This is a genomic window from Arthrobacter sp. efr-133-R2A-120 (assembly GCF_030209835.1).
Classification (GTDB): domain Bacteria; phylum Actinomycetota; class Actinomycetes; order Actinomycetales; family Micrococcaceae; genus Arthrobacter.
The window spans coordinates 149,630-174,520 of the sequence record NZ_JARVRF010000011.1 but is presented as its reverse complement, the minus strand read 5'-3'; the positions used below and the strand labels follow the sequence as shown (position 1 = coordinate 174,520).

The window sequence follows — 24,891 nt, the reverse complement described above, 5'->3', positions numbered from 1 at the left end:
CGGTCTCTCCATAACGAAAGTGGCAATCATGAACTACACCTACCCTCAAACAACGATCGACGCGCTGGCCGGGGAGCTGCGCGGCATTCTGGGCGAGCGCGGGGTCACCACCGACCTTGCGATGCGTGAGAAGGCCTCGATCGACGGAGCCAAGCTCTCACCTGTCATCATGGAGCAGCTTCCGCTCGGCCTCGCGGACCTTGTCGCCTTCCCGGCTACTGCCGATGAGATCGTCCAGGCAGTGGGGGCGGCGGTGCGCCACGGTGTCTCAATTACCCCGCGGGGCAAGGGCACGGGAAACTACGGCCAGGCAATTCCGATGCCAGGCGGGCTCGTCCTCGACGTGTCGCGGGCGAAGGGCATTCTCGACGTCGGGGACGGCTATGTCACGGCCGACGCCGGGGCCACCATGATCCAGCTGGAAACAGCAGCCCGCGCCGCTGGCCAGGAATTGCTCATGTACCCGTCCACCGCCCAAAGCACCATCGGCGGCTTCCTCTCCGGCGGGTCCGGAGGCACCGGCTCCATCGAGCATGGTGTCATAGCCCAGGGGGACTTCGTGATCGCGCTGGACGTCGTTCACGCCGTCCCCAATCCCGAGCTAATCCACGTCGAGGGCCCAGAAGCCCAAAGCTACCTTCACAACTACGGCACCGCCGGCATCATCGTCCGCACCACCGTAAAACTCGAACCGCTGCGCGAATGGCGCGCGTTCTACGCGAGCTTCCCGGCCTTCGAGGGGGCGCTTTCCATCATCCGCGAGCTCGGGCAGGTCGCGCCGACCCCGCGCCTCGTCTCGGCGGACCTGCCGATGCTCGCCGCCGCGCTGCCCGTCGATGCGGCCATCCCGGCTGGCCGGGCCAGCCTGCGCGCCATCCTGGACGTGGCCGCCCTGCCCGCTGCCACCGCCCTCGTCGAACAGGCGGGCGGGCACGTGGAAGACGTCCGGGAAGGCCCTCAGGCGGTCATCAAACTCAGCATGATCTCCTACAATCATCCGATCGAGTGGTTACAGAAGGCGCACCCTGACACCTATTTCCACGTCGAAGTGGCAGGCGATGCCCTGATTGAACGCATCGACGAGGTCCACGCCGTGTACCCCGGCGGAATGCTCCACATCGAGGCACAACGCGACTACCCGATCGGCCAGCTCGCCGGGCGCTACGAAAGCAAGGCCGAAGTGGAGGCCGGCCTGGAGCGGCTCAAGAACCTGGGGGTGCGCGTCCACAACCCGCACCAATGGTTCGTCGATTTCGAGGTCCAGAGAACCAAGGATCTCGCCGCCGTGACCGACCCCTTCCGGCTCCTCAACCCCGGGAAGCTCATCAACGACGAAGAACAGCCGCACGGCCTCATGTCGGTTGAGGCCCAGCGATGACTCGCAATCTCGCAGAACTTTCCGGCCCCGCCGCCGCTTCGATCCTCTCACCATCGTCAGTGATCGTGGTGCCCACGGGCGCGATCGAACACCACGGCCCGCACCTGCCCCTGATAACCGATTATCTCCTGGCCGACTCGGTGGGCAACGCTGCCGTAGAGCGCGCGGCTGCCGCCGGCGTCGACGTCTGGATATTGCCGACCCTGGCCTACACCAAATCGGACGAACACGCCTGGGCACCGGGAACCGTGTGGCTCAGCTGGGACGCGATGATGAAGACCGTGATCGACATCGGCCGGTCCGTGGCCTCCACCCCGGCCAGGACGCTGGTGTTCCTGAACGGGCACGGCGGCAATGTAGCGCTCTTGCAGGTGGCCTTGCGGGAGATCCGCCGCCGCTTCGGCCTCAACACCTTTCTAATGGGAGTCCGGGCATCGGCCGACGGCGTGGAGCCGCCAGAGGAAGAGTGCGGGCTCGGCATCCACGGCGGCCACTCCGAAACCTCGCTCATCATGCACATCCGCCCCGACCTGGTGGACACGTCGCTCGCGGAGCGGAATGTACCCGCCCACATAGCCGAAGCGGATTACATTGGATTCCATTCCAAACCCGTCAGCTTTGGCTGGCTCTCGAACGACTTCGGTCCCAGTGGGGTGGTGGGGGATCCGAGGTGGGCCAACGCAGCCGACGGCGCTGCCCTCTTCGAGGCAGCGGTCGCCCAAGCCGCCGCGGCGCTGGATGAAATCTCTCGTTTCCGGCCGGCCGGGGGCGACGCATGATCAATTCTTCCGTGACCTTCCGGCCGTCGGCCAGCGGACCAACTGCGCCGTTGAAGTGAGCATCGCTCGTCGATGAAGCAGCTACCACATCAACGCCCGCTGCCTTTAATGCCACGATCTGCGCATGCGGGCAGTGCTCTGGCTTAACCACCGAACCCGACGCGGTGCTTGCAGAACGCACTCGATGACCTGAAGGAGGACCCCATGGCCGATGCGCCAATCCTCAAGCACCTAAACGACCTGATCGCACACGCGATTTCTCCAGGCGACACCGTCAAGCTCGTACCGCTAACCGGGCCGTCCGACGGCTCTCCGACAAGCGCCTTCTTTGAAATCTGGGAACCACGGGGCGTGCAGCCGGCCAATTCCCATCCGGATTCCGTTGAAATCTTCATCATCCTCAACGGTGAAGGCGAAGCCGTAAGCGACGAGCACACGGTCTCCATCAAGTCGGGAGACGTACTAATACTTCCAAGCGGATCCGTACATCACATCCGCAACACTTCAGAGACTGAGCGACTGTATGCGGTGACAATAATGGCAAACGACATGGGGTCCATGAAGAAAGGCTTCGAAGACCTTGTCACATCGGGGCGAACGGTTGACTTTGAGGAACCGGACAAGGCCGCGATCTTCGTCGGACTCGCCCCAATCGGCAAAGTGGTCGCCGACCCGCTTCATGGACAACGACATGTCTGAGCCCGGGTCGGGCTAAGCAAGCCGAAGATCTCACCGCGATGAATCTGAAACCTGACCCGAATTGATCGTGGGCAGCATGTCCGCCGTTGGTCGCGCGCGTGGATGCTGCCAACCAAACCGCCACTGAACGGGCTCCCGGATTTCGTCCGACTCAAGGAGCGAATCTGCGACCTTCGCCACCCGCTACGCCGCCATCATCCTCTATCAGAACCCCACCCGCTACCTGTTAAGGGCGAGTCCCTGACCCCAGCGGCCTCTTCCACTTGGCGGAGGTAGATTAATCGCCGTCCCGAAAGGCTGAACATATTGTCTGTTCTTCAGACTTCGAAAAACTCGTCCAATAACGCCGATCGAGAGGCTCTCAAAATTTGGCTGATGATCGTCCTGACATTTGCGACGGGCGTCGGAGACGCTGTCGGCTACCTTGGCCTCGACAAGGTCTTCGTCGGCAATATGACCGGAAACATCGTCATCATCGGCATGGCTTTGGCCGGGAGCTCGGGCCTACCTCTATTCGGCCCGCTGATCGCTTTGGCAGGCTTCAGCGCAGGGGCTGCGGGTGCCGGGTGGGTTCTGCGCGGTCCCGAACTCCGATGGACTTGGCGGGTGTCAGCCATTCTGGGGGCTTCCAGCCTCATACTCATGACAGTAAGTGCGGCCGCCTGGCTGCTCGACGGGCAACTCAGCCCTATGCGGAAGAACGTATTCGCGACGGCCATGGCCTTCGAGATGGGACTCCAGGCCTGCGTTGCGCGGAGGCTCGCCGTGCGTGACATGACGACGGTCGTGGTCACTTCGACCCTGGTCTCTTTCGCGGGGGAGTCATTGGTCGGCCGGCCAAAGGGTCGAGTGTGGAATCGAAGGCTCGCCGCAGTAACTGCCATCCTCGCCGGAGCCTTGACGGGAGCGGCACTACAGCATGTGCATCTAGGCCTGGCCATGGCCGCGGCAAGCTGCCTCACGATAGGGATGACTGTCACTGGACACCTCAGGTGGAATGGGCGATCTAGCGGTGCCCAAACGGACTGACACTCCTGGAGCGGGAAATGAACATGATCCGGGCCTACGTCCTTGGCGGCGTGGTCGCCTCGCCAAACCGGGTTCAGTCATCACCAAGAATTCTGTAAACGCCTCGTACCGCTCCCCCATGCCCTCAAGAATCAACCGGAGCTCGGCGTGAGTCAGGAACCTTGCATCGTCCTCGGCCTTCTCACCAGACGGAGCTGCACGCTCCGACAAGGATTGTCCTTTCGGTACCGCAGCATCACAGCCGTACCGACAGAAGGTCGCCCCAAAAGGTCAATACGTTCTTGGATAACGGCGGCGACGGTTGGCGCTTTGGTTTGGCTCTTGACCATCGCGTACTGAGCGATTTCAAATGACTGGTGGTTTGCATCGAGCAGCCGCTTGAGGGTCTTTGCTTCGGAGGCCGTGGAGAAGGTGATTCCTTCTTGCTTACGCGTCTCGGGGTTGCGCCAGCGGACCGTGAACGAAGTCGATCCGTCAGATTTTTTTCGCTCCCAAAAGCTGGCCTTGGCAAGAATTCTAGGCTTCGTGTGCACACAAAACGAGGTTTTGTGTGCACACTCAGAGGCCCAAAAGGCCCCCCTGAGGTGGGAAAACGTGCCCGAGGTGGGACTCGAACTGCATTCCGGGCCTTGGAAACAGTGGGAAGTCCTGAAAACATGCCGAGTACGGCTCTGTCCGACGGCCAGAGTGTGTGCACATTGTGCACAGCCCGAATCCAGCCCCGCAGACCCCCACCGACTGTCCATCGGGAATTCCGGGCCATCAGCCTGGCCACTTCCACAGGACCTATCGTCGAATCAGGTGCTTCTCGATCAGGATGGCGCTGCGCTGCAAGTCGATGTCGCCAGCGGCCACTTCCACAACCAGGTCGAATTTCTCGTCGGTGCTGAAGTCGTGCCGGTAGCCGTTGATCCAGAGCATCAGGAACATGAGCGTCCAGGCGGTGCGTTTGTTGCCTTCGATGAGTGGATGAAACCTGGGTGACGGACTCGAGGAGTGCTGCGGGCTTCAGGGACAGTTGAGGATAGGCTCCAGTGCCCACGACCGTCGTCCCTGGGCGCACCAAGTCGGAGGCGAGCAGCCCGACGTCACGGATGCGGAACCCGTTCCGGGACTGCAGTGCGTCCTGGGGTTGGAGGGGGCCTCCAACCCCACACCGTGCGCGTAAGTAAGCAAGGGTAAAGCGAGGAAACGGACCGCGATTAACAAGTAGGAGCACTCGGTCGCTTCCCCACCGAATTGAGTAAAGTCTTTCCCGTGCGCTGGGCATCGAAGCCGGCCGCATACGGGCGGCACTGCCGCCGTCAGGTCAGGGTTCACCCCGTTGCCGTCATTTGAAACGCATGGTCTCCACCCTTGGGTGATGCGTTCGCTGCTAGACATTCAGGAGACCATCGTGCTCGGAAAAACCACCCGCCGCCTCGCCCCCTGGGCTGCGATCGCCGCGTTGTTGCTCGCCGCCGCACCGGCCAGCGCCGACGTCAGCCGCCCGCCCTCGCTCCAAAACTTCGACTTGCAGATCCCGGCAGGACAAGGCTGTTCATTCGCCGTCGACATCAAAGGTACGAACGGGCAGATCACCGAGGTGACCCTCAAAAACGGAAGCATCTTCAACGTCGGCAAAGGAGTCCTCCTCACCTACACCAACCTCAGCAACGGCAAAACCTATACCGTCAACACTTCCGGATCCGTAGACCGTTTCATCCAAAACTCGAACGGAACCGTCACCCTGGAAGCCACCGGCCACAACGGATTTATCTTCTTCCCGACCGACGCAACCGGCCCCAGAGTAACCCAGTACACCGGACGGATCGTGGTCACACTGGACTCAATCGCGACCCAAAACGTGCTCTCCGTCGACGACACCTCCGGCCAGGCCGTGGACGTCTGCGCCGCCATCTCGTAAAGGCATCGCACCAAAACCAATTCCCTGTAGCCGCCGATACGCAGCGACGACCCGCGAATTTCATTGAAACGGCCGTTGGCGCCACCCTTCCCCGGCAAAACTCCTCCCCGCTGCTTGCGACGGGGAGGAGCTACACAAATTCCTGCGATGGATCTGCCAACTTTGCGTCCCCTGGGAAGTCCATCTTGATAAGCGGTCAGAAGCCAGCCACGGAGCCGTCGGCCGAAGGTGCCTCTGTCCGATTGGCTTGCTCAAGTTAAGGGGCCCAAGCCAACGCTCCCACGCCCAAACGACCCACCCCTCCGTAGGAGGTCGTCAGAGCCGAGCAATCTCTCAGAAGCTAGAGACGTAAGACAGAAATCCCAAGCAAATCGGCATGTCCGCGCCCGCGTGGAATAGAGACGAAGGAACAATGCTGCCCGAATTGCGCGTCATATAGCCCCGGATCAAACCAAGGGGGAATGCGAACAACATACTGACGACAAGCGGTCCCCGATCGGCATTCTTGCGGAGACTGGTCCAAGGTCATGGCAGTGTCCTCTCTTATGCGCGATCACACCGGCTGCGGAACGATTCGAATGTACGGCTTGGGCTCCTTCCAATCGCCAAAGATCTCCCGGGCCTCGCTGTTCGGGACGGAGCCGGCGATGATCACGTCCTCGCCTTGCTTCCAGTTGACCGGCGTCGCCACCCGGTGCTTCGCAGTGAGCTGAAGCGAGTCGATGACGCGAAGTACTTCGTCGAAGTTGCGTCCGGTCGTCATGGGGTAGACGAGGATCAGCTTGATCTTCTTGTCCGGCCCGGTGACGAACACGTTGCGGACGGTCTGGTTGTCCGCGGGCGTGCGGCTCTTGGCGTCCCCTGACGTGGTTGCCGGGAGCATGCCGTAAAGCTTCGCCACGGTGCAGTCCTCGTCGCCGATCACCGGGTAATTGGGGCGAGTTCCCTGCGTTTCTTCGATATCGGCGCCCCACCGTTCGTGATCAGCTGTCGAGTCCACGGACAAGCCGATGATCTTGACTCCGCGCCGGTCGAACTCGGGCTTGATCTTGGCCATGTAGGCGAGCTCGGTCGTGCAGACCGGGGTGAAGTCCTTCGGGTGCGAGAACAGCACTCCCCACGCGTCTCCGAGCCAGTCATGGAAGCGGATGTCTCCAGCTGTCGTCTTGGCGGAGAAATCGGGTGCGATCTCACCGAGTTGCAGTCCCATCATGTCCTCCTGGGCGTTGCGATGTGATGACGGAGCCAATTGGCTCGCCGTCACTTCTGACGGTAAGGCGACCCTGTTCCCCCACCGTTCCCCCGGACTACCATGAGGGCATGGAGACGTGCGCCGTCGTCATGCTGGGCACCTTCCGTGTCGTTGTTGACGGCCGGACTGTTCCAGGGGAGGCGTGGAATCGCACCAAGGCCGCAGGGCTCGTCAAGATCCTCGCCCTGGCGGAAGGGCACCGGCTGCATAGGGATGTCGTCGCGGATCTGCTCTGGCCCGATCTCAGCGCACAAGCTGCTGCTTCGAACCTACGCAAGGCAATGCATTTCGCTCGCGCTGCCTTCGGCTCGTCCGAGGCCGTGCAAGCGCGCGGCGACTTGCTGCTTCTACTGCCCGACACCGAGGTCTCCATTGACGCGGAACGGTTCGAAGCGGACGCGCGTGACGCGCTCGCCTCATCTGCAGGGACGTCCAAGGCGCTCGCCTTGTATGGAGGAGACTTGCTTCCTGACGATCGATTCGCCGTGTGGGCCGAGGATCCCCGCGATCGGCTGCGCACGCTGTACCTGAGTCTGCTCAAGGCTGCAGCTCGGTGGGACGACTTGGTGCTGGCCGAGCCAACGGACGAGGATGCCCACCGGGCGATCATGGTTCGCGCACTTGGCGCGGGTGATCGTCAGGGAGCGATCCGCCAGTTTGAGCGACTCTGTCGGCATTTGCGGGCAGACTTGGGCGTCGGCCCAGGGGCGGCGACGGTCGCGATCTACGAGAAGGCCATCGCCGAGGACAGCCGGCGTGCGGAGAATCGTACGCGGGCGACGTTGGCGCGAGCACTCATCGCCCTGAACAGCGGCGACCTCTCCGAAGCCACCTCATGCGCCCGGCGTGCGCGCGAGCTGGCCATGGAAGCGAACCTAGGCCGAGAGATCGGCGAGGCCAGCGCAGTGCTGGCGATCGCGGCGAACATGCAGAACCGATGGCCCGAGATGTTCGAGGCCGAGTTCGTGGAATTCACACGACACGATTCCGAGCGCTCAGGCTACATTCTCGACGCTCAGTTGTGCCTCGCTGAGTTCTGCCTGTGCGGGCCGGACGGGCATCGGAACATTGCGCGGCGAGTAAAGCGTCTGCGCGCGATCGCCGAGCGAGCAGGCTCGGTGCGCGGTCAGGCCATCGCCGACCTGTTACTGGGCGAAGCGGCACTGTTCTCCGGTGAAGTCGGCGACGCGCGCAGCCTGCTCCAGTCGGCGCTCGAGCTGCACCGGCGGGCCGGGGCCCGGGCCGGCGAGATCGTGACACTGCAACGACTGGCTGAGGTTGACCTCGCGCAGGATCGGACCGAGGAGGCCGCTCGGGCAGCAAGTCGCGCTTTGCCTGCCGCCGCGTCCACGTGGCTTGAGCCACACCTGGTTGTACGCCTGTACGGAGTGCTCGCTGAGGCAGCCAGTTCTCCGGCGCAAGCGGTCCACATCATCGAGCGAGCCGACGCTGCTCTGGCCGGTAGGAGCGTCTGTCCGCCGTGCTCGATGGGTTATCAAGTCGCCGCAGCGAGGAGTTACGCACTCGCAGGTAAGCTGGCCGCCAGCCGCCGCCGTCTCGCCCAGGCCGAACAGCTCGCCGGCATGTGGCCTGGCGGACCATGGCACGCCGCACTCTGGGAAGCACGAGCCGTCCTGCGCCGCGCTGAGGGTCACGAGAATCAAGCCATCGCCCTGTTTCGGGAGGCGGCGGATAGTTTTGCCCAACTCGGCAGGCGCCAAGACGAGCAACGCTGCCTCGCGCGAGCAGCACAGAGATCCCTAACGACGACCGGGAAGTCTCTTGCCGGCTAGGCGGTATTCAGTGCAGCGTATCCAACTGTTAGGCGAGGCCTACCGCCTCCAAGAGGTGTTCGGGAGGCGGGAGCCCGGAGCCCGGCCATTCATGGGCGGCCCGGAGGACCTTCATTGTTTTGTCGTTCCGACGCACCATGGTCGCTGGGCGGGTCCTCCGCGCAACCAGGGCGCTTTACGCCGCTTGCCATCCAAGCCTCATGCCCAGCCGTGCTCCGTCAACAGTCAGGGGCCAAAGGCCCCTGACCTGCGGAAACATGTGGAATCCGGCCCGATCCGGCCGATGTACGACCCGGTCCGAAGGCAAAGGTGTTGACACTGTCAACGCACCGGGAATGACAACTTATGGACGACGGAGATCCGCACTTCTGCCGGCCGCGCGGCTTATTTCCTGGCCGGACCAGCGGTCATGTATTCGCGCAGTCCAGGGATGGCGAAGTCCACGATCCCGTAACCTGCCGGTTCGATCAGACCCGCATCCATCAACCGCGTCCGGTAGTTACCGACGGCATTCGGCCGCATCCCGGTACGTCGATGACGGCCCGGGATCTTCGGCCATGGCCTGCAGGAAATCACGGTCCCGCCCGGACGTCGTGGACAGCGCCGCTTCAATGACCACCCGCTCGTTCCGACGCCGGCCCGCCGTCACCGCCCGGCTGACAGCGGCGCCATCCAGACCGCCCGCGGCCTTTTCTGCTTCCTGCCAAAGGTAATAGCCGATCAACTGGATCAAGAACGGATAACCACCCGTGCCCTCCGCCGCGACCCTGGCCAGCTCACCGTCCAGGGCCACGCCCGCCGCGGCGAAGGTTTCCGCGAACGAACGCTCCACCTCCGCGATCGAGGCCGCGTGCAGATCGATCCGGTCCGCGCGCCGCAGGAACGTGGCCACTCCCTCGTTCAGCAAATCGGAAACAGCCGCAGGTAAACCCGCGAAAATCAGCCCGATCGGCAGGCCCTCGCGAATGAAATGCTGGACATCCGCGGCAAGCTGGGACAACTCCACCCGGTCCGCCGCATGAATCTCATCCACCGTGATGACCAACCCCGTCCCCCGCTCCGCCAGCAAACGCAAAAGCACCGCTCCCCGCGCCCGCCAATCGACCTGCTCCTCCGGCGCAAGCTGGGTCGTGACCGAGAACCCGGCCACCGACACCCCCGTTACCCGCCGGCCCGTCGGCCCGTCCCCCAGTTCGTTCGTCAGCCTGCGCATTGCCTCCCCGATACGGCCCAGGAATCCGCCGGTCGCGGTCTCGGACACGACCGCCCAGCCACCGGCCACGGCGAGGTCATCAGCGGCACCTAGCATGACGGTCTTGCCGATCCCCCTCGCCCCGGTAAAGATCGTCAGAAGCCCCGGCGCCCCCGACCCGATCCGCAGACCATAAGCGAACTCGTCCAGCACACCGCCGCGCCCGACAAGATCCGGCGGCGTCGCCCCGGCCGTCGGCCGAAAAGGGTTCCCCACACCTGCTCCTGTGAATGTCGATGAATCTTATGAATCTTATGAATCCTGTGAATCCTGTGAATCTCACGATACCAACCCGCCCGCAGGTTACAGGACGCAAAGCAGTCAATAGTTCGAGAGCGAACATACACCGTCATCAGAATACTTGAAGCTTCAGCTAAATTCGGCGAGCCGTGCCCTGCCTGTCCTTTGTCAATTTAGTTCGCCACCGTTCGCCGCACTCCCCTGCTCGCAATTAACTAGGCCCGGCCTTGACAAATATATGAGTGCAGTCATAATTGATTGTGATCACTCTCTTAAGGGCCCGTCCAAAACATGCCGGTACTGACAAGAGTGCCCGGCGCGGCAGAGCGACGCCCCGAGATATCGCTGCATGAATGGCACCAGCTACTAACCAAAACCCCCCGAAGGAGCATCACGGCATGCGAGCGTTCGTCGTCACCAAGTACAAGGAGCCGCTGCGCGAAGCGGCGGTTGCTGAGCCGACCGTCGGCGAAGGGGACGTGCTCGTGCAGGTTCAAGCGGCAGGCCTGAACCAGTTGGACGAGAAGATCCGGCTGGGCGAGTTCAAGCAAATCCTCCCCTACAAGCTCCAGCTGATCCTCGGCAATGACGTGGCCGGCACCGTCCTGCAGGTCGGGGCTAAGGTGCGCGGGTTCAAGCCCGGTGATGAGGTTTACGGCCGCCCCGATAAGGACCGCATCGGCACGTTCGCAGAGCGCATCGCCGTCGCCGAGGATGACCTTGCGTTGAAGCCTGCATCGGCCAGCATGGAGGAGGCCGGCTCGCTGCCGCTGGTGGCGCTGACCGCATGGCAGGCCCTCGTTGAGCGGGGCAACGTGCGTCCCGGACAGAAGGTTCTCATTCACGCGGGAGCCGGCGGCGTCGGCTCTATCGCCGTCCAGCTCGCCAAGCACCTCGGCGCGACCGTTGCAACCACCGCGAGCGGCTCCAACGCCGGCTTCATGCGCGAACTCGGAGCCGACATCGTGATCGACTACCGCACCCAGGACTTCGAGCAACTCCTCAGCGGCTACGACCTCGTGCTCGACAGCCTCGGCGGGGAGAACCTTGAGAAGTCACTGCGCATCCTCAAACCCGGCGGCAAGACCATCGGTATCTCCGGACCGCCGGATCCGGCGTTCGCCCGCGAAGCCGGGCTGAATCCTGCGCTTCGCCTGGCAATCACCGTACTCAGCACTAAGATTCGCCGGCATGCCAGGAAGCTCGGCGTCAGCTATGAGTTCCTCTTCATGCGCGCCAGCGGCGACCAACTGCGCCAGATCGCATCGCTGGTCGACGACGGCGTGCTGCGCCCCATCGTAGGGAAGGTCTTCAGCTTCGACCAGACCCCAGAGGCGCTGCAGTACCTGGCCGAGGGCGGCATCCGCGGCAAAGCAGTGGTCGCCCTGAGCAACTGAACCGCCACCTTTTCCACTTCACGAACCACGCAGGAGAACAACCGTCATGGACAACACCGGCACCCCGCACGACTCTGTCGTTACCTCGTACGCGATAGCACCTACCAAAGCCATCACAGCCGAAGGTGTCACCTACGCCTACCGGGAGCTGGGGCCGAAGGGCGGCATCCCCGTCCTGTTCTTCGTGCACCTAGCCGCCACCTTGGATAACTGGGATCCCCGGATCATCGACCCCATCGCGAAGAACCGCCACGTCATCACCTTCGACCAGCCCGGTGTCGGCGCTTCCACCGGGCAAGTTCCCCGCAACGTCGAGGCAATGGCCGACGACTCCTACACCTTCATCAAGGCCCTCGGGTTCGACAAAATCGATGTCTTCTCCTTCTCATTGGGGGGCATGATCGCCCAGGACCTGGCCCTCAAACATCCCGACCTTGTCCGCAAGCTCGTGCTCACCGGAACCGGCCCGCGCGGCGGCAAGGATATCGACAAAGTCGTCGGCACCACCTACTGGGACATCCTCCGCGCAATCCTGACAAGGTCCGATCCCAAGGAGTTCCTGTTCTTCAAACGCAACACCACCGGCAAACCCGCAGCGAAAGCGTTCATCAAGCGCCTCCAGGAGCGCAGCGCCGACCGTGACAAGCCGATCAGCACGCACGCATTCCAAACGCAGTTGAAGGCAATCCAAGCCTTCGGCCGCTCCGCCCCGTCAGACCTGTCCACACTCACGCACCCCACCCTCATCGCCAACGGCGACAACGACCGCATGGTGCCATCCGTCCTCTCCGAAGACCTGCACCGGCGCATCCAAGGATCCGAGCTGATCATGTACCCCGACTCCGGCCACGGCGGCATCTTCCAGCACCACGCCAAGTTCGCACCGACCGCCGTCGAATTCCTCGCCAACTAACCCACGTTCGGAACTTCTACATCTCGTCAAGGGTTCGCCGCCACCGCGGCCCACGGTGGCTTCTTCACGACTAGCGCGATCAATCAGCTTTCCCGCCGGCTGATACCGCTGGCTTCGGCAACTCACGCTTATGACAAAGACGTTGCGCTCACTCACGTGAAGCGCGGTCGAGCCCCCCACTGCTGGAAGTAGACAGGCCGGGGGTGCCTCGGCTCTCCGTGTTCGTTATACTCATAACTGAGTCCAGTCAGTTTACGTCCGGAGGAACCTTCATGCCCGTCGCACCCCAGCCGCTCGGACGACGTGAGCGGAACAAGCAGCTGAAGCTTGACCGCATCACCGCCGCGGCCAGTGCACTGTTCGCGGAACACGGGGTTGAGGAGGTCACAACCCAGCAGATCGCCGATAAGGCTGACATCGGCACCGGAACCCTGTTCCTATACGCAAAGACTAAGGGAGAACTCCTCCTGCTCGTGCAGAATGCCCACTACGCGGAAGCTCTCGAACGGGGCCGGGCCGATGCTGAAACCATCCCGAATGCACTGGATGCAGTGATGGCCATCGTGCGGCCGATCGTGGAGTGCAACCGCGTCCAGGTCGACAATGGGCGCACCTACCTGCGGGAGATGGTCTTCGGCGACGCGACGGAGCCCCACCACAGTGAAGCCCTTTCCATCGTCGCGCAGACCGAGGAGGTCATCGCCGCCGTCCTGGTCCGCGATGACCTTCTCAGTGCCGATGACGCCGCAACAACCGCACGCATCGTCTCTGCCATCATGTTCCTCAGCATGGCAGTGAATGCAAATCCCGCTCTTCGCACCGAGGACATTGTGCAGGACATCAGCACCCAGATCCGCCTGCTCCTGCCCCGCTGACACCAACCTTCAGTTATCGCCGCCAGGCCTGCCACATGTCGGCCGGAACTACACCCAAACCAAACCGGACGCGTCGTCCGTGGGCCCGCGTTAGCGTGCTCCTCGTTCGAGGTCGGCTAGTTCTGATTCGAGTTGTTGGGTCAGGGTGCGCAGGCGGCGGATGTGTTCTTGGGAGACGCGTCCCGGCTGGCTGGTGACTTGCGCGTCGACGTCGAAGACGGTGTTGGGGCTGTGCCAGACGTTGAACCATTCGAGGCCATGGCCGAGGGCGTCCCGGGTGACGCCTTGGAGCAGGAGCAGCGGCTCCCTGGTGTTGATGTTCAGTTTCCGCGCCAGGTCAGGATCTGAGGACACGGCCTGTACCTGACGGGGACCGCCGGCGGGGTGGTAGCCGTGGTCGCGCATCAGGCCAAGGAGCGAGGCGTTCTCGAGCAGTTCCACGGTGAAATGCGGGAAGAAGTCGCGAGGGACCCAGGTACGCATGAAGGCAACGGGAAGATCGTCGAGGTACCGGACCCGCTCGATTTTCCACGTGTTGGTGGTGTCGAGGGCCTCGATGCCCGCCTGGGGCGGCTCGGAAGGTTCCACGCTGAGGACATGGGTGCGCAGGCGCTGGCCGTGCGCGGCCGCCTGCTCATCCAGGCCGCCCGCACGCTGAACGTGCCGGCGGAGGACGGGGGTGGCAGCCACCACACTGCCGCGGCCGCGCTGGCGCCGGATCAGGCCGAGGTCGGCGAGCCCTGAGAGGGCCTGGCGCACGACGCTGCGGGAAACCCCGAACTGCCTTTGCAGTTCCTCTTCGGTGGGCAGGGAGGAGCCCGGGGGCAGTGCAAGGTCCACGATCTGCCGGTGCAGGATGTCCCGGATCTGGGCATGGAGGGGACCTCCGGCTTCCCGGTTCAGGCCCCCGGCGCGTCCCGCCGGCTCCGATCCTGTTTCTGTTGGTTCCAAACTCACGCTCACTCCTCTTCGCTGTGCAAATCTTAGCCCTCCCGCCGCGTGCCCAGTGGTCTGCGGTGCTACGAGGCGGTCTTGACGTGACCTACACCACCCATTATTGTACGTATCAAAGGTACGTACAACTTCGGACCGCTGATCACAGAAGATCCCGTGGACCCGAAGCGCGAGTCACCTGCTTGAGCCCGCATCGGCGCGTGAGCGAAGTGAAAGTACCTGCAGGTGACAGTCGGATACGTGAGTTTCATACCCCTCGAATTGGAGAGTCCATGCGCGACCCGCGCTCGGTGCGTTGCACCTATTACCTAGAGTCTGAGATTGAGCCCGAGAAGGCCGCGGCCATCATGGCGGGTGAGCAGTCCAGCGGCACGTTCCTGCCGGTGCCCGGCGAATCCTCCCGGATCCGGGAACGGCATGCCGCCCGGATAGCCGATGTCCAGGAGCTTGGCTTCTGCCGTCCTTCCCTGCCGTCACGGGCCAACCCGGAAAAAGTCCGTGCCGCATTGGTGACGGTTGATTTCCCGATGGAGAACGTCGGTACCGACCTGGCGACGCTGCAGACTGCCATCGCAGGCAATCTCTTTGAGCTGGGCGACCTTTACGCGTGCCGGCTCCAGGACATTCAGCTGCCAGGTGACTTCGTTGCCGCCCACCCTGGCCCGGCCTTCGGCATCGAGGGGACCCGCAAGCTCATCAGTGGCGTTCAGGGCGTCATGGTCGGCACCATCGTCAAACCCAATGTCGGGCTGTCTGAAGCGGAATTCCGGCTGGTGGTTAGGGATCTGGCGATGGCCTCCATCGACCTGATCAAGGATGACGAGCTGATGACTGATCCGGCGTACCTGCCGCTGAAACGCCGGGTCGCGGTCGCTACCGAGGAAATCCGAGCCGCCGAGCAGGTCACGGGCCACTCGACGATGTACGCCTTCAACATCACCGGCGATCTTGCCGGACTGCAAAAGCGCCACGACCTGGTTGTCGAGGCCGGTGGCCGCTGCGTGATGCTGAACATCCCGGTGATGGGACTCCCGGCCCTGGCGTTGCTCCGCAGCTTCGCCGAGGTCCCCATCCACGGCCATCGCGCGGGCCTCGCCGCCTCCATGCGGTCCAAGGCCCTGGGCATGGACTACCGGGTCTGGCAGCAGATGGCCCGCCTTGCCGGGGCCGATCACCTGCACGCCAGCGGACTGGGCAGCAAGTTCTACGAACTCGACGAAGAAGTCGCCGCCAACATCCGCAGCCTCCTCGAACCTCTCGGACAGACCATCACACCACTTCCCGTCTTGTCCTCAGGGCAGAACGTCACCACTCCCGGCCCCACGTTCGACGCAGTGGGTTCCACCGACCTGATGATGCTGGCCGGCGGCGGGGTCGCAGCCCACCCGGACGGTCCCGGCGCCGGAGTGCGCAGCCTACGACAGGCGTGGGAAGCAGCCGTGGACGGGGTCCCGCTGCAGACTGCAGCCACCAAGCGGGCGGAAACTGGAGATGACGCCCTGCTGCATGCCGTCCAGACGTTCGGGAAAGGTGCCTGACATGCCAGCTTTCGGTTTCGTCGCGGACGACCTCACCGGAGCCGCCGACGTCCTGGCCCAGTCCCACCTGGAAGCTGCCCTGGTCATCGGGGACGCGCCCCTGCCCACGGACACCGACGTCGTCGGGTTCGCCGGGCCTGCACGGTCCCTGTCCGGAACGGCGTTCGACACCCTGGTAACCCGCGACCTTGCCGGGATCGCGGCCCTGTACCTGGACGTGCTGCTGTACAAGGTCTGCTCCACGTTCGACAGTTCCACCACTGTGGGAAGCATCGGCCGCGGGATCCAGCTGCTCCATCAGCAATTCCCCCTGCACGGCCCGATCCCGGTGGTGCCGGCCCAGCCGGGCTTCGGCCGTTACACCGCCTTCAGCACCCACTACGCGACCCACGCCGGAAAAATCTACCGGCTGGACCGCCATCCGGTGATCTCACGGCACCCGTCCACCCCCATGTCCGAGGCGGACCTCCGCGACGTCCTGGCCGAACAGCTCGGCGGCACCCAGGTGCCCGGGGCCATCCACCTGCCCGCCTACCAGGACGGCACCTTCAAGGACGCCTGGGCCGACCGGCGCCGGGACCCCGGAGCACAGGCCTTCGTCGTCGACGCCGTGGACGAACACCACATGGACGCCATCGCAGAAGCCCTCACCCGGGAAGAACACGGCCACGGCCCATCCATCGTCGTCGGCTCCGGCGGCATCATGGCAGCCCTGGCACGCTCCATCTCGGACCAGGCTCCGCGTACCCCCGGGCCGCAGCGCCCGTCGGGACCGGTACTGGCTGTCAGCGCTTCAGCCTCCAGCACCACAGCGGAACAGATCAACGACGCCGTATCGAATGGCTGGCAGGACGTTCCCGTGCCTGCCGAACTGCTGCAGCGCGATGACACCACCGCCGTGGCAGCCCTCGACGAACGGGTGTCCGCTGCCCTTCGGGCAGGCAGGAACGTGGTCGTCCACACCACCCGCGGCGCGGCCGACCCCCGCTACGAAGCCGGTAAACCGGTGGACGCCGGCTACGTCGGCACCCTCATCGGCGGCATCGCCGCCAGGATGGCCGATACCGAGCTCACCCGCGATATCGCCGTCTGCGGCGGTGATACCTCCAGCCACGCACTCATCGCCATGGGAGTACACCAGCTGCGGGTCTCCGACCAGTTCGTCACAGCCGGCCCCATCCTGCTGGCCGACGGCGGCTCCGCCGTCGCAGGGTGCAGGCTCCTGCTCAAGGGCGGACAGGTCGGCCCGACCGACATCCTGCGCCGCTTCGCCGGCCAACTCCCCGGCTGACTCACAAGCAATTCCCTCCGCGCATCACCAGAACCAACGAAAGGCGGCCCCCATGCGGGCAGTAGTCAAGAACGCAGCCGAGCGAGGCGTCACCTACGTCACCGACGCCGGCGACCCCAAGGCAACAGAAGGCTCCGTCGTCATCGAAGTAGGAGCCGCGTCCCTGTGCGGCACCGACCGTGAGTTGTATGAATGGACCCCCTCAGCCCAGGCATTCAACCTCAACCTCCCGGTCATCCTCGGCCACGAAGGCGCAGGAACCGTCGTCGAAGTCGGTCCCGGCGTCACCGGGCTCAAGGTCGGCGACCAGGTCGCCCTCGAAAGCCACCTGACCTGCGGCCAGTGCTTCCCCTGCCGGACCGGCGACGCACACACCTGCGAACGCACCGGCATCCTCGGAATGCACATCGATGGTGTCTTCGCCGAGTACGCCTCCGTCCCGCAGGACATCTGCGTCAAGCTCCCCGCTGGCCTGTCGCTGGAATCCGGGGCCCTGCTCGAAGCCGCCGGTGTCGCCGTGCACGCCATCCAGCGGGCCGACTACTCCGTCGCGGGCCGGGCCGTGCTCGTCAGCGGCGCAGGCCCGGTCGGCCTCGTCGTCGTGAACCTGGCCCTGCTCATGGGCGCCAGCCATGTCATCGCCGTCGACCCCAACCCCTACCGCCGTGCCCAGGCCGAGAAACTCGGTGCCACAGCACTGCACCCCAACGACGGCATCGTTGAGCGCTGCCGCGAACTGACCGGCCGCCGCGGCGGCTTCGACGTCGCCTTCGAATGCTCCGGCGCCCCCGGCACCCTGGCAACCCTCTTCGAAGCCGTCCGCCGCGAAGCGACCGTCATCACCGTCGGACACCCCAGCCGCCCCGCAGAAGTCGACATCGCCGCATACATCAACAAAAAGGGCATCACCCTGCGCGGCATCTTCGGGCGCCGGCTCTGGGAAACCTGGGAACAAAGCCTGCTGCTCCTGGACTCCGGAAAGCTGGACCTGGACTGGCTCATCACCCACCGCAAGAAACTCAGCGACATCGACGAAGCCGTCGAACTGCTCACCGGGGACGCCTGCAAAGTCCTGCTCATCCCGGGCCTCGGCTAACCCAACCCAACAACGGAACTGACGGTCGGACCCGTGCAGCTCCCAACCACCCAGCCATTCACAGGAGATATCAATGTCGATTCCCATCAAGAAAGCCCTGGAAAAAGTCCCCGGCGGCATGATGCTGGTGCCCCTTGGCATCGGCGCCGTCATCCACACCCTCGCCCCTGACGCCGGAAAATTCTTCGGATCCTTCACCGGCGCATTCTTCACCGGCCTAGCACCACTCCTTGCCGTGTTCTTCGTCTGCCTAGGCGCAACACTCGAAGTGAAATCCACGCCCTACATCCTCAAAAAAGGCGGCGTGCTGCTCGGCTCCAAAATCCTCTTCGCCATCCTCATCGGCGTCATCGCCGGACGCTTCCTCGGCGAAGCACCCATCGACTCAGGAATCCTCGCAGGACTCTCAACCCTCGCACTCGTCGCCGCACTCAACGACACCAACGGCGGGCTCTACATCTCCCTCATGGGCCAGTACGGCCGCAAACGCGACGCCGGCGCCTACTCCATCCTGTCCCTGGAATCAGGGCCCTTCCTGACCATGGTCACCCTCGGCATCGCAGGACTCTCAGCCTTCCCCTGGCAGGCACTAGTCGGCGCCATCCTCCCGCTGGCACTGGGCATGCTCCTCGGAAACCTGGACAAAAACATGCGCAACCTCCTGGCCCCACTGGTACCCGCCATGGTGCCGTTCCTCGGCCTGGCCCTCGGCCTGACCATCAACCTCAACGCAGTCGTCGAAGCAGGACTCCTCGGAATCGTACTCGGCCTGTTCGTGGTCTTCGTCGGCGGCGCCGTGCTGCTACTGGCCGACAAACTCACCGGCGGTGACGGCGTCGCAGGCCTCGCCGCAGCAACCACAGCAGGCAACGCCGCCCTAGTCCCGGCAATCATCGCCACAGCCAACCCCGTCTACGCCCCAGCCGCCGACCACGCCACCGTCCTCGTAGCAGCCTCGGTCGTCGTCTCAGCAGTACTCTGCCCGATCGTAACGTCAGCCTGGGCAAAGAGGGTGCAGAAAAAAGAGGGCCTGACGGCCACAGCAGACAACTCGTCCGAGCAGGAGGCGCCAGCCCCCAAGCATGCAGGTAGTACCCCAGAACTGACATAGCAGTACCAAAAGAAGAGGGCGGGGCGTGCACACCAGTGCCCCGCCCCGCCCCATCCTTATACCCAGACCCGGGGGGACGAACGCAGCACCAACACAGGAAGGAAAACCATGAAGGATGCAGCCACGCCGCAAGTGAACGCAACACTCCCTGGATCCCAAACCCGCCTGCTCGATTATCACAACTGGATCTACCTGAACCCCGGCGACAGGGTGGTCGTAAAACGACACGGTTGCGAACCCGAACACGGCACCATCGATGACATCGCCGAAGACGCCTCATACTTCTGGGTACGAATCGAAGGCCAAAGCAGAACCCTCATCTCCCAGGGCGACGGCACCACCATCCACAAAATCCTCACCTAACTAAGCGCTGCAGAAACCGGGCGGCAGGCGAGAGCTGGCCTGACGGCCTCTTGCACCCGCGGAGGTGGATCCGAAGGCGACATGGAGGGGACCCAAACTGACATCGGACTCAACTCTTCTCAGCCCTCCACTAAAGCAGACATAAGTGTGGACACTGTCCACACCCTCTTTGCCAGGACACACGCCCGCGGACAGCTCTCGCAAGTGGCCTGAGACCGCCTCCCGCAACGCCCTACAGCCAGTACGCCAGCGTCATGTCGTTCCCGCTCCCCTGGCCCATGAATAGGGCTAGGCCACCCCGGGCCAACCCGACAGAACGGAAACGAGGAACTGCATAACCCCACGACAGCAGGCGGAAGGCCCACCAGCCAGGACCCTGAACCCGCAACCCACACACCTTCATAGGCCACCGCGGCGGGCAGGCGCCAGCCCGCGCCCCGAGCGTCAGAGGGACGCCATCACAAGCTTTGTCAACACGTCAAAGCAAAATCGCCCCTGACGAGGGAATACGTCGTGCCCGAGGCGGGACTCGAACGGCATTCCAGGCCCTGAAAACGGTAATACTGGAATTGGTCTTGAACCGGTGTGACCCACTTGAAAACTGACGTGCCTGCCGGTGCTGTCTTCCCTGTGATCTGTCCGCCGGTTCAAGTTCCGCTATAAGCGCGTTGAGCCAGGCGGACATGACTTCATAGGAGCCTGATTCGACCAGTCCCATTACCGTTTTGTCTGCCCACCTGGCCCACGTGCCCGTCAACTGATCATTGATATCTCAGGGGCAGTTTCCATTTTGGCAAAAGAACCGCTAAATGTCTTCGTCGGCGTCGACACGCATGCCGATACTCACCACGTCGCCATCATCAGCGAGTACGGCAAACCTCTGGCCGATCAGGAGTTCCTCGCCGCGGGCTCCGGATACCGCAAAATCCTGGACTTCATTGCCAGTCATGGAACGGCTGCCGCGGTGGGGGTCGAAGGAACCGGCTCATACGGTGCCGGGCTGTCCAAGGTGCTCCGCAGCGAAGGGCTCACTGTCCTGGAGGTCAACCGGCCGAACCGGGCTCAGCGTCGCCTGAAAGGCAAATCCGATCCCCTGGATGCCTACGAGGCAGCCCAGTCGGTACTGGCTCAACGAGGCCTCTCGACCCCGAAAGCCAAAGACGGACCCGTCGAATGCCTGCGGATCCTACGTACGGCGCGTTCATCGGCGATGAAGGCCCGCACGGCAGCAGTCAATCAGATCAAGGGTCTCCTCGTGTCGGCACCGGACGCTCTCCGAGCGAAATACAGGGGAATGGCCACTCCTGCCATGATCACCGCCCTCCAGCGGAGCAGGCCCTCAGGCCATGTGGCCGACCCGGAATACATGACGGCCCTGACCTTGAAAACCCTGGCCACCCGTTACCAGGCGTTGTCCGAGGAAATCACCGCCGCCGATACCGCCCTGCAAGAAATCCTCGATTCCTACGCGCCCTTGCTCTGCGACCTCCCAGGCGTAGGACCGGACGTTGCCAGCCAGCTCCTCATCACCGTGGGAGACAACCGGGGACGGATCGGAAACGAAGCCCAGTTCGCGGCACTCGTCGGGGTTGCACCCATCCCGGCATCGTCAGGAAAAACGACCCGCCACCGGCTCAGCCGAGGCGGTGACCGCAACGCAAACCGTGCCCTGCATCAAGTGGTGCTGACCCGGATGGCTTCGTGCCCACGCACGAAAAACTATGTCAGTAAACGCACCACGGAAGGAAAAAGCAAGCGGGACATCATGCGTTGCCTCAAACGCTACGTATCCCGTGAAATATACCGACAGATACTCAACCCGGTACCGGCACCAGGCATCACCGACCTACGCCAGAAACGCAAAAGCCTCGGGTTGACCGTCAATGCGGTCGCCGGCGAACTCAGCCAATGGCCCTCCGTTATCTCCCGCATCGAACGAGGCCTCATGCGCAACGACGACCTCGCAACAAGCTACAGGAAATGGCTCGAGGAGCAGGGCACTCAAAAAACGAATTGACAACCATAGGAGCATCACTGGGAAGGCTCGGAAACATAGACAGTACGGGCCAGTCCGGCCGATGTACGACCCAATCCGAAGCCTGAAATGTTGACACTGTCAACACCTCAGATCTTCCCCCATCGGCCGCTCAACAATATGATTTACAACCTTCAGGCGTAGAGCTTTCCGCGGCGATCGCGCATCAACGCCTCGCCAGCAGGTGGCCACGACAGTTCGGGCCTTCCTGGCAGCGTCTAACACCCGCCTCTTACCGTGTCACGAAATTCTCCTTCGGGTGTCATGACACCGCGTAGACTTGGCCATAAAGGTCAAGCCGTCTGAAAGGAGCGCGCCATGTCGGCAGGGACACCACGGCACACCATCCGCATCAGCGACGAACTATGGAACGAAGCGCACCGCAAAGCCCTGCGCGAAGGCACGTCCGTGTCCGAACTCATCCGCACCCGGCTCCGTGACTACGTCGCAGCCCCCGTCGAGCACCGGCACACGATCGCCGACTCCCTCGTCTACCTCGTCCCGGACGCCTTCAACGACCTGCACGGCCCCGCCGCCGGAACCGTGAAGCTCCCGATCCACCTGGACTGGGGACCGGAAGGAACCTACAAGGTCAACGATGACGGCAGCTGCTCGGTGATGTACCAACTCACCCTCCAGAACTCCGGCTCGATCGAGGAAATCTGCCGCATCGTCCACCCGGGACGGCTGACCGCCCTGTGGCCGACCATGATCCTGCCCGCACGCTGCAGGCAGCTCTGGGAAACCAGCTTCCCCCAGCTCCCCGGCACCCGCGAAGCGAAGGAACACCCATCATGGACAACGCTCAGCGCGTAGCAGCTAAAATCGCACTTGCCGTCCTGGCAGCTGATGGCTTCCTCCTCGCCGGAGGCCAGGCCCTGATCGAACACGGCATCACCGAACGTCTCTCGGACGACATCGATCTCTTCGCCCTGCACCGCCAGCACAGCCCGGCAACCTTCGCCTCCTCCGTGCAGACAATGACAACCGCCCTCGAAGCCGCCGGATACACCGTGGAGATCACCCGACAATACGAGGAATTCGCCAGCGTCACCGTAGGACACAACGAACAAGCCATTGTCATCGACCTCGGACTGGACTGGTGGGAGAACTCCCCCGCCATCATCGACATCGGACCCGTCCTCTCCCTCAAAGACTCCGTCGCGTCCAAACTGCTCGCCGTCTACTCACGCGGATACGCCCGCGACTACCTCGACGCCTACTCCATCATCACCAGCCACCGCTTCACCCAAAAACAACTAATCACCCTCTGCCAACGCCGCGACCCGACCCTTGACCTTCCAACCTTCGCCGACGCCCTCGCCAGACACCGGACACTCCCCACCACCGAATTCACCAAATACGGCCTCCAACCCCGCGAACTACCCACCCTCAGCACCACCCTCCTGGACTTCGCCGAAACAATCCACAAAACCAGCCACAACCCCGGCACGACTGGCATAGACGCACCAACCTCACCGGGGCCCCAAACCCCGAACCCGAGCCGGAATAGCGAGTCGAAGTAGATCTCTGGCCGGCCCCGAGAATGTGCGCAATTCCTGCACGCGAAGACGACTTGGCGAAGCTCCAGATCCACAACATGACAGCTGAGCTTGGGACCCCGTCACATCTGGCCCGTACTCCTGCAGAAGGCGCCAAGCCGTCGTCCCATTAAGGCTGCGTCCCTGAAAGGTCCGGAGCCCCTGGCTCCCAGATGAAGATCGGGCCAAGGGGCCAGTTTGGTTGCCGTCAGTCCCATTTCAATGAGCTCCCCCTGCACGGATGAGCTGACAAAGTTGATTTCCGAAATGTACTTCGTTACTGCCCTGCCGTTGCCGAGCTGGAGGATGGCATAGATTGCTGCCTCCTCGTCAATCCATTTGAGGAGACTCCCACCGAATAAGGTGCCGTTGGCGTTCAGGTCTTCTGGACGCACCCACTTCCGGGTGCGGAAGGTTATGTCGGACGATTCCATGCTGAGACCTTACTTCCGCGGCTGACATGAGGTGGCTTCTTCCTCCTGCCACCAACCTTCCCAGGGAAACGAGGCAAGCACTCCCTGGGGGAACTTCGCTTCCCTAGGTTATGAAATGCACCCAGGTTGCTTGCGTGCGCAGTCCCGTGGATTAGAGCCGCAAAAAACGGTGAGCAACATTTTTATGGTCCTCTCCGAGGGGTTTTACGGTTTGTGGTGTTCGAGCGGCATCCGCGGGTCCTCAGCTGGCAACGACTGCGCCTTCCGATATGTTCAGCGCACAGAAGGAAGGAGGCTTATGGGGCCGTCGAAGGCAGCAGCTGCCAGCTCGACCGATGCGTGTTGGTGCCCGGTACAGAGGGAGGCAGGACATGTCTGATGTCCTGCCTCCCTGCAGTTCAGTTTGCGGCTGACGGGATGCTGGGCTGCTGTTCTTTACACCATAGCTCCGGGACCTCGCCGACTTGGGTTTGAATGATGGTCGCGACGGCTTTGAGAGCCGAGCCAAAGGTTTCAGGGTTGCGCAGAAACTCCATATGGATGCCCGGGAATTCCACCCAAGGCGCCTTGATGCGCCGTGCAATTTCGACTGAGGGTCTGGCGTAGTACGCTCCCCTGTCGGCGGCCCCGGCTCCCAAAACTATGGGAAAGGTTGCCCTCGACAGGGCATCCAAGTCCGGCCGGTACAAACCCCAGGCCTTCCATTCCCAGCCAAATAGGTAGTCGACATTTCCGCCGAAACGGGCGGCCAGGTCCTCCGGCCACGATGGCGCCGCCACTGTTCCCGAAGACAAGGGCCGGGCCGGTAGAGAGCTGCGAAATCAGAGCAGCCACATCATCGGATTGATCAGAAACGCTCGAGAAACCAAGGCAGATTTTGTGCGAACTTGTGACCCCTACCGTACTTAAATCGTCATCTTGAATGCCGCGCGCTGCTAACTAGACTCCTTCATTGAAGGTGTTTTGAAACTCACGCCTTTGCACACCGGCTTTATCGCGTAGTGCGGGAATGCTC

25 protein-coding genes are annotated in these 24,891 nt (G+C 63.1%); 17 read left to right on the top strand and 8 right to left on the bottom strand.

The genetic code is table 11. The annotated features are described in order from the left end of the window. Positions 1 to 28: 28 nt before the first annotated feature. From QRN52_RS07575 to QRN52_RS07560, 4 genes are all read left to right on the top strand, one after another. Positions 29 to 1,378, top strand: a complete 1,350-nt coding sequence (locus QRN52_RS07575) for an FAD-binding oxidoreductase (RefSeq protein WP_284752118.1) — start codon at positions 29 to 31, stop codon at positions 1,376 to 1,378. Then, the gene (locus QRN52_RS07570; protein ID WP_284752117.1) at positions 1,375 to 2,157 is read left to right on the top strand and encodes a creatininase family protein; all 783 of its coding nucleotides are present in this window, start codon (positions 1,375 to 1,377) and stop codon (positions 2,155 to 2,157) included. The genes QRN52_RS07575 and QRN52_RS07570 overlap by 4 nt, the downstream gene beginning before the upstream one ends. A gap of 204 nt (positions 2,158 to 2,361) precedes the next feature. Next, entirely contained in the window at positions 2,362 to 2,856 is a 495-nt protein-coding gene (locus QRN52_RS07565; RefSeq protein ID WP_234750503.1) for a cupin domain-containing protein, read from the top strand. Positions 2,857 to 3,231: 375 nt separating this feature from the next. Next, positions 3,232 to 3,885: a YoaK family protein gene (locus QRN52_RS07560; RefSeq protein ID WP_284752116.1), complete on the top strand. Its 654-nt coding sequence runs from the start codon at positions 3,232 to 3,234 to the stop codon at positions 3,883 to 3,885. A 786-nt stretch (positions 3,886 to 4,671) separates the two neighbouring features. Here QRN52_RS07560 and QRN52_RS07555 read toward each other — a convergent pair. After that, entirely contained in the window at positions 4,672 to 4,815 is a 144-nt protein-coding gene (locus QRN52_RS07555) for a hypothetical protein (protein WP_284752115.1), read from the bottom strand. A 433-nt stretch (positions 4,816 to 5,248) separates the two neighbouring features. Between QRN52_RS07555 and QRN52_RS07550 the strand changes: the two genes are divergently transcribed. Beyond that, positions 5,249 to 5,791 (top strand): hypothetical protein, encoded by a 543-nt coding sequence (locus QRN52_RS07550; RefSeq protein ID WP_284752114.1) that lies wholly within the window; start codon positions 5,249 to 5,251, stop codon positions 5,789 to 5,791. A gap of 333 nt (positions 5,792 to 6,124) precedes the next feature. On the opposite strand, the gene QRN52_RS23920 is transcribed toward QRN52_RS07550, so the two are convergent. Together QRN52_RS23920 and QRN52_RS07545 are read right to left on the bottom strand one after the other, a co-directional pair. Then, positions 6,125 to 6,265, bottom strand: a complete 141-nt coding sequence (locus QRN52_RS23920) for a hypothetical protein (RefSeq protein WP_350225133.1) — start codon at positions 6,263 to 6,265, stop codon at positions 6,125 to 6,127. 79 nt (positions 6,266 to 6,344) lie between these two features. Further along, positions 6,345 to 7,004 (bottom strand): redoxin domain-containing protein, encoded by a 660-nt coding sequence (locus QRN52_RS07545; RefSeq protein WP_284752113.1) that lies wholly within the window; start codon positions 7,002 to 7,004, stop codon positions 6,345 to 6,347. A 23-nt stretch (positions 7,005 to 7,027) separates the two neighbouring features. Between QRN52_RS07545 and QRN52_RS07540 the strand changes: the two genes are divergently transcribed. Further along, positions 7,028 to 8,836 carry an AfsR/SARP family transcriptional regulator gene (locus QRN52_RS07540; RefSeq protein WP_284752112.1) on the top strand — a complete coding sequence of 603 codons (1,809 nt, stop codon included), beginning with the start codon at positions 7,028 to 7,030 and terminating at the stop codon, positions 8,834 to 8,836. A gap of 384 nt (positions 8,837 to 9,220) precedes the next feature. Here the strand turns inward: QRN52_RS07540 and QRN52_RS24005 are convergent, their stop codons facing one another. Both QRN52_RS24005 and QRN52_RS07535 read right to left on the bottom strand, forming a co-directional pair. Continuing rightward, on the bottom strand, positions 9,221 to 9,319 hold the full coding sequence (locus tag QRN52_RS24005) for a hypothetical protein (protein ID WP_502869698.1): 99 nt from the start codon (positions 9,317 to 9,319) through the stop codon (positions 9,221 to 9,223). 16 nt (positions 9,320 to 9,335) lie between these two features. Further along, positions 9,336 to 10,304 (bottom strand): ATP-binding protein, encoded by a 969-nt coding sequence (locus QRN52_RS07535; RefSeq protein ID WP_284752111.1) that lies wholly within the window; start codon positions 10,302 to 10,304, stop codon positions 9,336 to 9,338. Between the two features lie 422 nt (positions 10,305 to 10,726). Between QRN52_RS07535 and QRN52_RS07530 the strand changes: the two genes are divergently transcribed. The 3 genes from QRN52_RS07530 (at position 10,727) to QRN52_RS07520 (ending at position 13,513) form a co-directional block, all read left to right on the top strand. Continuing rightward, entirely contained in the window at positions 10,727 to 11,725 is a 999-nt protein-coding gene (locus tag QRN52_RS07530) for an NADP-dependent oxidoreductase (RefSeq protein ID WP_284752110.1), read from the top strand. Positions 11,726 to 11,771: 46 nt separating this feature from the next. Next, a complete protein-coding gene (locus QRN52_RS07525) occupies positions 11,772 to 12,638 on the top strand; it encodes an alpha/beta fold hydrolase (RefSeq protein ID WP_284752109.1) in 867 nt (288 codons plus the stop codon). 272 nt (positions 12,639 to 12,910) lie between these two features. Continuing rightward, positions 12,911 to 13,513, top strand: a complete 603-nt coding sequence (locus tag QRN52_RS07520; RefSeq protein ID WP_284752108.1) for a TetR/AcrR family transcriptional regulator — start codon at positions 12,911 to 12,913, stop codon at positions 13,511 to 13,513. 90 nt (positions 13,514 to 13,603) lie between these two features. On the opposite strand, the gene QRN52_RS07515 is transcribed toward QRN52_RS07520, so the two are convergent. Continuing rightward, complete coding sequence (locus QRN52_RS07515; protein ID WP_284752107.1) at positions 13,604 to 14,470, bottom strand: GntR family transcriptional regulator; 867 nt, start codon at positions 14,468 to 14,470, stop codon at positions 13,604 to 13,606. Positions 14,471 to 14,739: 269 nt separating this feature from the next. Between QRN52_RS07515 and QRN52_RS07510 the strand changes: the two genes are divergently transcribed. From QRN52_RS07510 to QRN52_RS07475, 8 genes are all read left to right on the top strand, one after another. Beyond that, a complete protein-coding gene (locus QRN52_RS07510; protein ID WP_284752106.1) occupies positions 14,740 to 16,005 on the top strand; it encodes a RuBisCO large subunit C-terminal-like domain-containing protein in 1,266 nt (421 codons plus the stop codon). Between the two features lies 1 nt (position 16,006). Then, positions 16,007 to 17,296: a four-carbon acid sugar kinase family protein gene (locus tag QRN52_RS07505; protein WP_284752105.1), complete on the top strand. Its 1,290-nt coding sequence runs from the start codon at positions 16,007 to 16,009 to the stop codon at positions 17,294 to 17,296. A 52-nt stretch (positions 17,297 to 17,348) separates the two neighbouring features. Beyond that, positions 17,349 to 18,392, top strand: a complete 1,044-nt coding sequence (locus tag QRN52_RS07500; protein WP_284752104.1) for an alcohol dehydrogenase catalytic domain-containing protein — start codon at positions 17,349 to 17,351, stop codon at positions 18,390 to 18,392. Positions 18,393 to 18,465: 73 nt separating this feature from the next. Further along, entirely contained in the window at positions 18,466 to 19,503 is a 1,038-nt protein-coding gene (locus QRN52_RS07495; RefSeq protein ID WP_284752103.1) for a 2-keto-3-deoxygluconate permease, read from the top strand. A 108-nt stretch (positions 19,504 to 19,611) separates the two neighbouring features. Next, on the top strand, positions 19,612 to 19,866 hold the full coding sequence (locus QRN52_RS07490; RefSeq protein WP_284752102.1) for a hypothetical protein: 255 nt from the start codon (positions 19,612 to 19,614) through the stop codon (positions 19,864 to 19,866). Between the two features lie 790 nt (positions 19,867 to 20,656). Next, positions 20,657 to 21,883, top strand: coding sequence for an IS110 family RNA-guided transposase (locus QRN52_RS07485; RefSeq protein ID WP_284752101.1), 1,227 nt, complete (start codon positions 20,657 to 20,659; stop codon positions 21,881 to 21,883). Between the two features lie 336 nt (positions 21,884 to 22,219). Continuing rightward, positions 22,220 to 22,717, top strand: coding sequence for a hypothetical protein (locus tag QRN52_RS07480; protein ID WP_284752100.1), 498 nt, complete (start codon positions 22,220 to 22,222; stop codon positions 22,715 to 22,717). Beyond that, positions 22,696 to 23,427 (top strand): nucleotidyl transferase AbiEii/AbiGii toxin family protein, encoded by a 732-nt coding sequence (locus QRN52_RS07475; protein WP_284752099.1) that lies wholly within the window; start codon positions 22,696 to 22,698, stop codon positions 23,425 to 23,427. The genes QRN52_RS07480 and QRN52_RS07475 overlap by 22 nt, the downstream gene beginning before the upstream one ends. A 98-nt stretch (positions 23,428 to 23,525) precedes the next feature. On the opposite strand, the gene QRN52_RS07470 is transcribed toward QRN52_RS07475, so the two are convergent. After that, on the bottom strand, positions 23,526 to 23,876 hold the full coding sequence (locus QRN52_RS07470; RefSeq protein ID WP_284752098.1) for an acyl-CoA thioesterase: 351 nt from the start codon (positions 23,874 to 23,876) through the stop codon (positions 23,526 to 23,528). 398 nt (positions 23,877 to 24,274) lie between these two features. Next, positions 24,275 to 24,655 (bottom strand): hypothetical protein, encoded by a 381-nt coding sequence (locus QRN52_RS07465; protein WP_284752097.1) that lies wholly within the window; start codon positions 24,653 to 24,655, stop codon positions 24,275 to 24,277. Positions 24,656 to 24,891 lie beyond the last annotated feature (236 nt).

Coding starts and splice junctions, on each gene's coding strand:
- QRN52_RS07510 (WP_284752106.1), top strand. CDS start 14,740: ATGCGCGACCCGCGCTCGGTGCGTTGCACCTATTACCTAGAGTCTGAG.
- QRN52_RS07480 (WP_284752100.1), top strand. CDS start 22,220: ATGTCGGCAGGGACACCACGGCACACCATCCGCATCAGCGACGAACTA.
- QRN52_RS07495 (WP_284752103.1), top strand. CDS start 18,466: ATGTCGATTCCCATCAAGAAAGCCCTGGAAAAAGTCCCCGGCGGCATG.
- QRN52_RS07475 (WP_284752099.1), top strand. CDS start 22,696: ATGGACAACGCTCAGCGCGTAGCAGCTAAAATCGCACTTGCCGTCCTG.
- QRN52_RS07550 (WP_284752114.1), top strand. CDS start 5,249: ATGCGTTCGCTGCTAGACATTCAGGAGACCATCGTGCTCGGAAAAACC.
- QRN52_RS07490 (WP_284752102.1), top strand. CDS start 19,612: ATGAAGGATGCAGCCACGCCGCAAGTGAACGCAACACTCCCTGGATCC.
- QRN52_RS07540 (WP_284752112.1), top strand. CDS start 7,028: ATGACGGAGCCAATTGGCTCGCCGTCACTTCTGACGGTAAGGCGACCC.
- QRN52_RS07500 (WP_284752104.1), top strand. CDS start 17,349: ATGCGGGCAGTAGTCAAGAACGCAGCCGAGCGAGGCGTCACCTACGTC.
- QRN52_RS07570 (WP_284752117.1), top strand. CDS start 1,375: ATGACTCGCAATCTCGCAGAACTTTCCGGCCCCGCCGCCGCTTCGATC.
- QRN52_RS24005 (WP_502869698.1), bottom strand. CDS start 9,319: ATGGATGCGGGTCTGATCGAACCGGCAGGTTACGGGATCGTGGACTTC.
- QRN52_RS07520 (WP_284752108.1), top strand. CDS start 12,911: ATGCCCGTCGCACCCCAGCCGCTCGGACGACGTGAGCGGAACAAGCAG.
- QRN52_RS07555 (WP_284752115.1), bottom strand. CDS start 4,815: ATGTTCCTGATGCTCTGGATCAACGGCTACCGGCACGACTTCAGCACC.
- QRN52_RS07525 (WP_284752109.1), top strand. CDS start 11,772: ATGGACAACACCGGCACCCCGCACGACTCTGTCGTTACCTCGTACGCG.
- QRN52_RS07505 (WP_284752105.1), top strand. CDS start 16,007: ATGCCAGCTTTCGGTTTCGTCGCGGACGACCTCACCGGAGCCGCCGAC.
- QRN52_RS07575 (WP_284752118.1), top strand. CDS start 29: ATGAACTACACCTACCCTCAAACAACGATCGACGCGCTGGCCGGGGAG.
- QRN52_RS07470 (WP_284752098.1), bottom strand. CDS start 23,876: ATGGAATCGTCCGACATAACCTTCCGCACCCGGAAGTGGGTGCGTCCA.
- QRN52_RS07560 (WP_284752116.1), top strand. CDS start 3,232: ATGATCGTCCTGACATTTGCGACGGGCGTCGGAGACGCTGTCGGCTAC.
- QRN52_RS23920 (WP_350225133.1), bottom strand. CDS start 6,265: ATGTTGTTCGCATTCCCCCTTGGTTTGATCCGGGGCTATATGACGCGC.
- QRN52_RS07565 (WP_234750503.1), top strand. CDS start 2,362: ATGGCCGATGCGCCAATCCTCAAGCACCTAAACGACCTGATCGCACAC.
- QRN52_RS07545 (WP_284752113.1), bottom strand. CDS start 7,004: ATGATGGGACTGCAACTCGGTGAGATCGCACCCGATTTCTCCGCCAAG.
- QRN52_RS07530 (WP_284752110.1), top strand. CDS start 10,727: ATGCGAGCGTTCGTCGTCACCAAGTACAAGGAGCCGCTGCGCGAAGCG.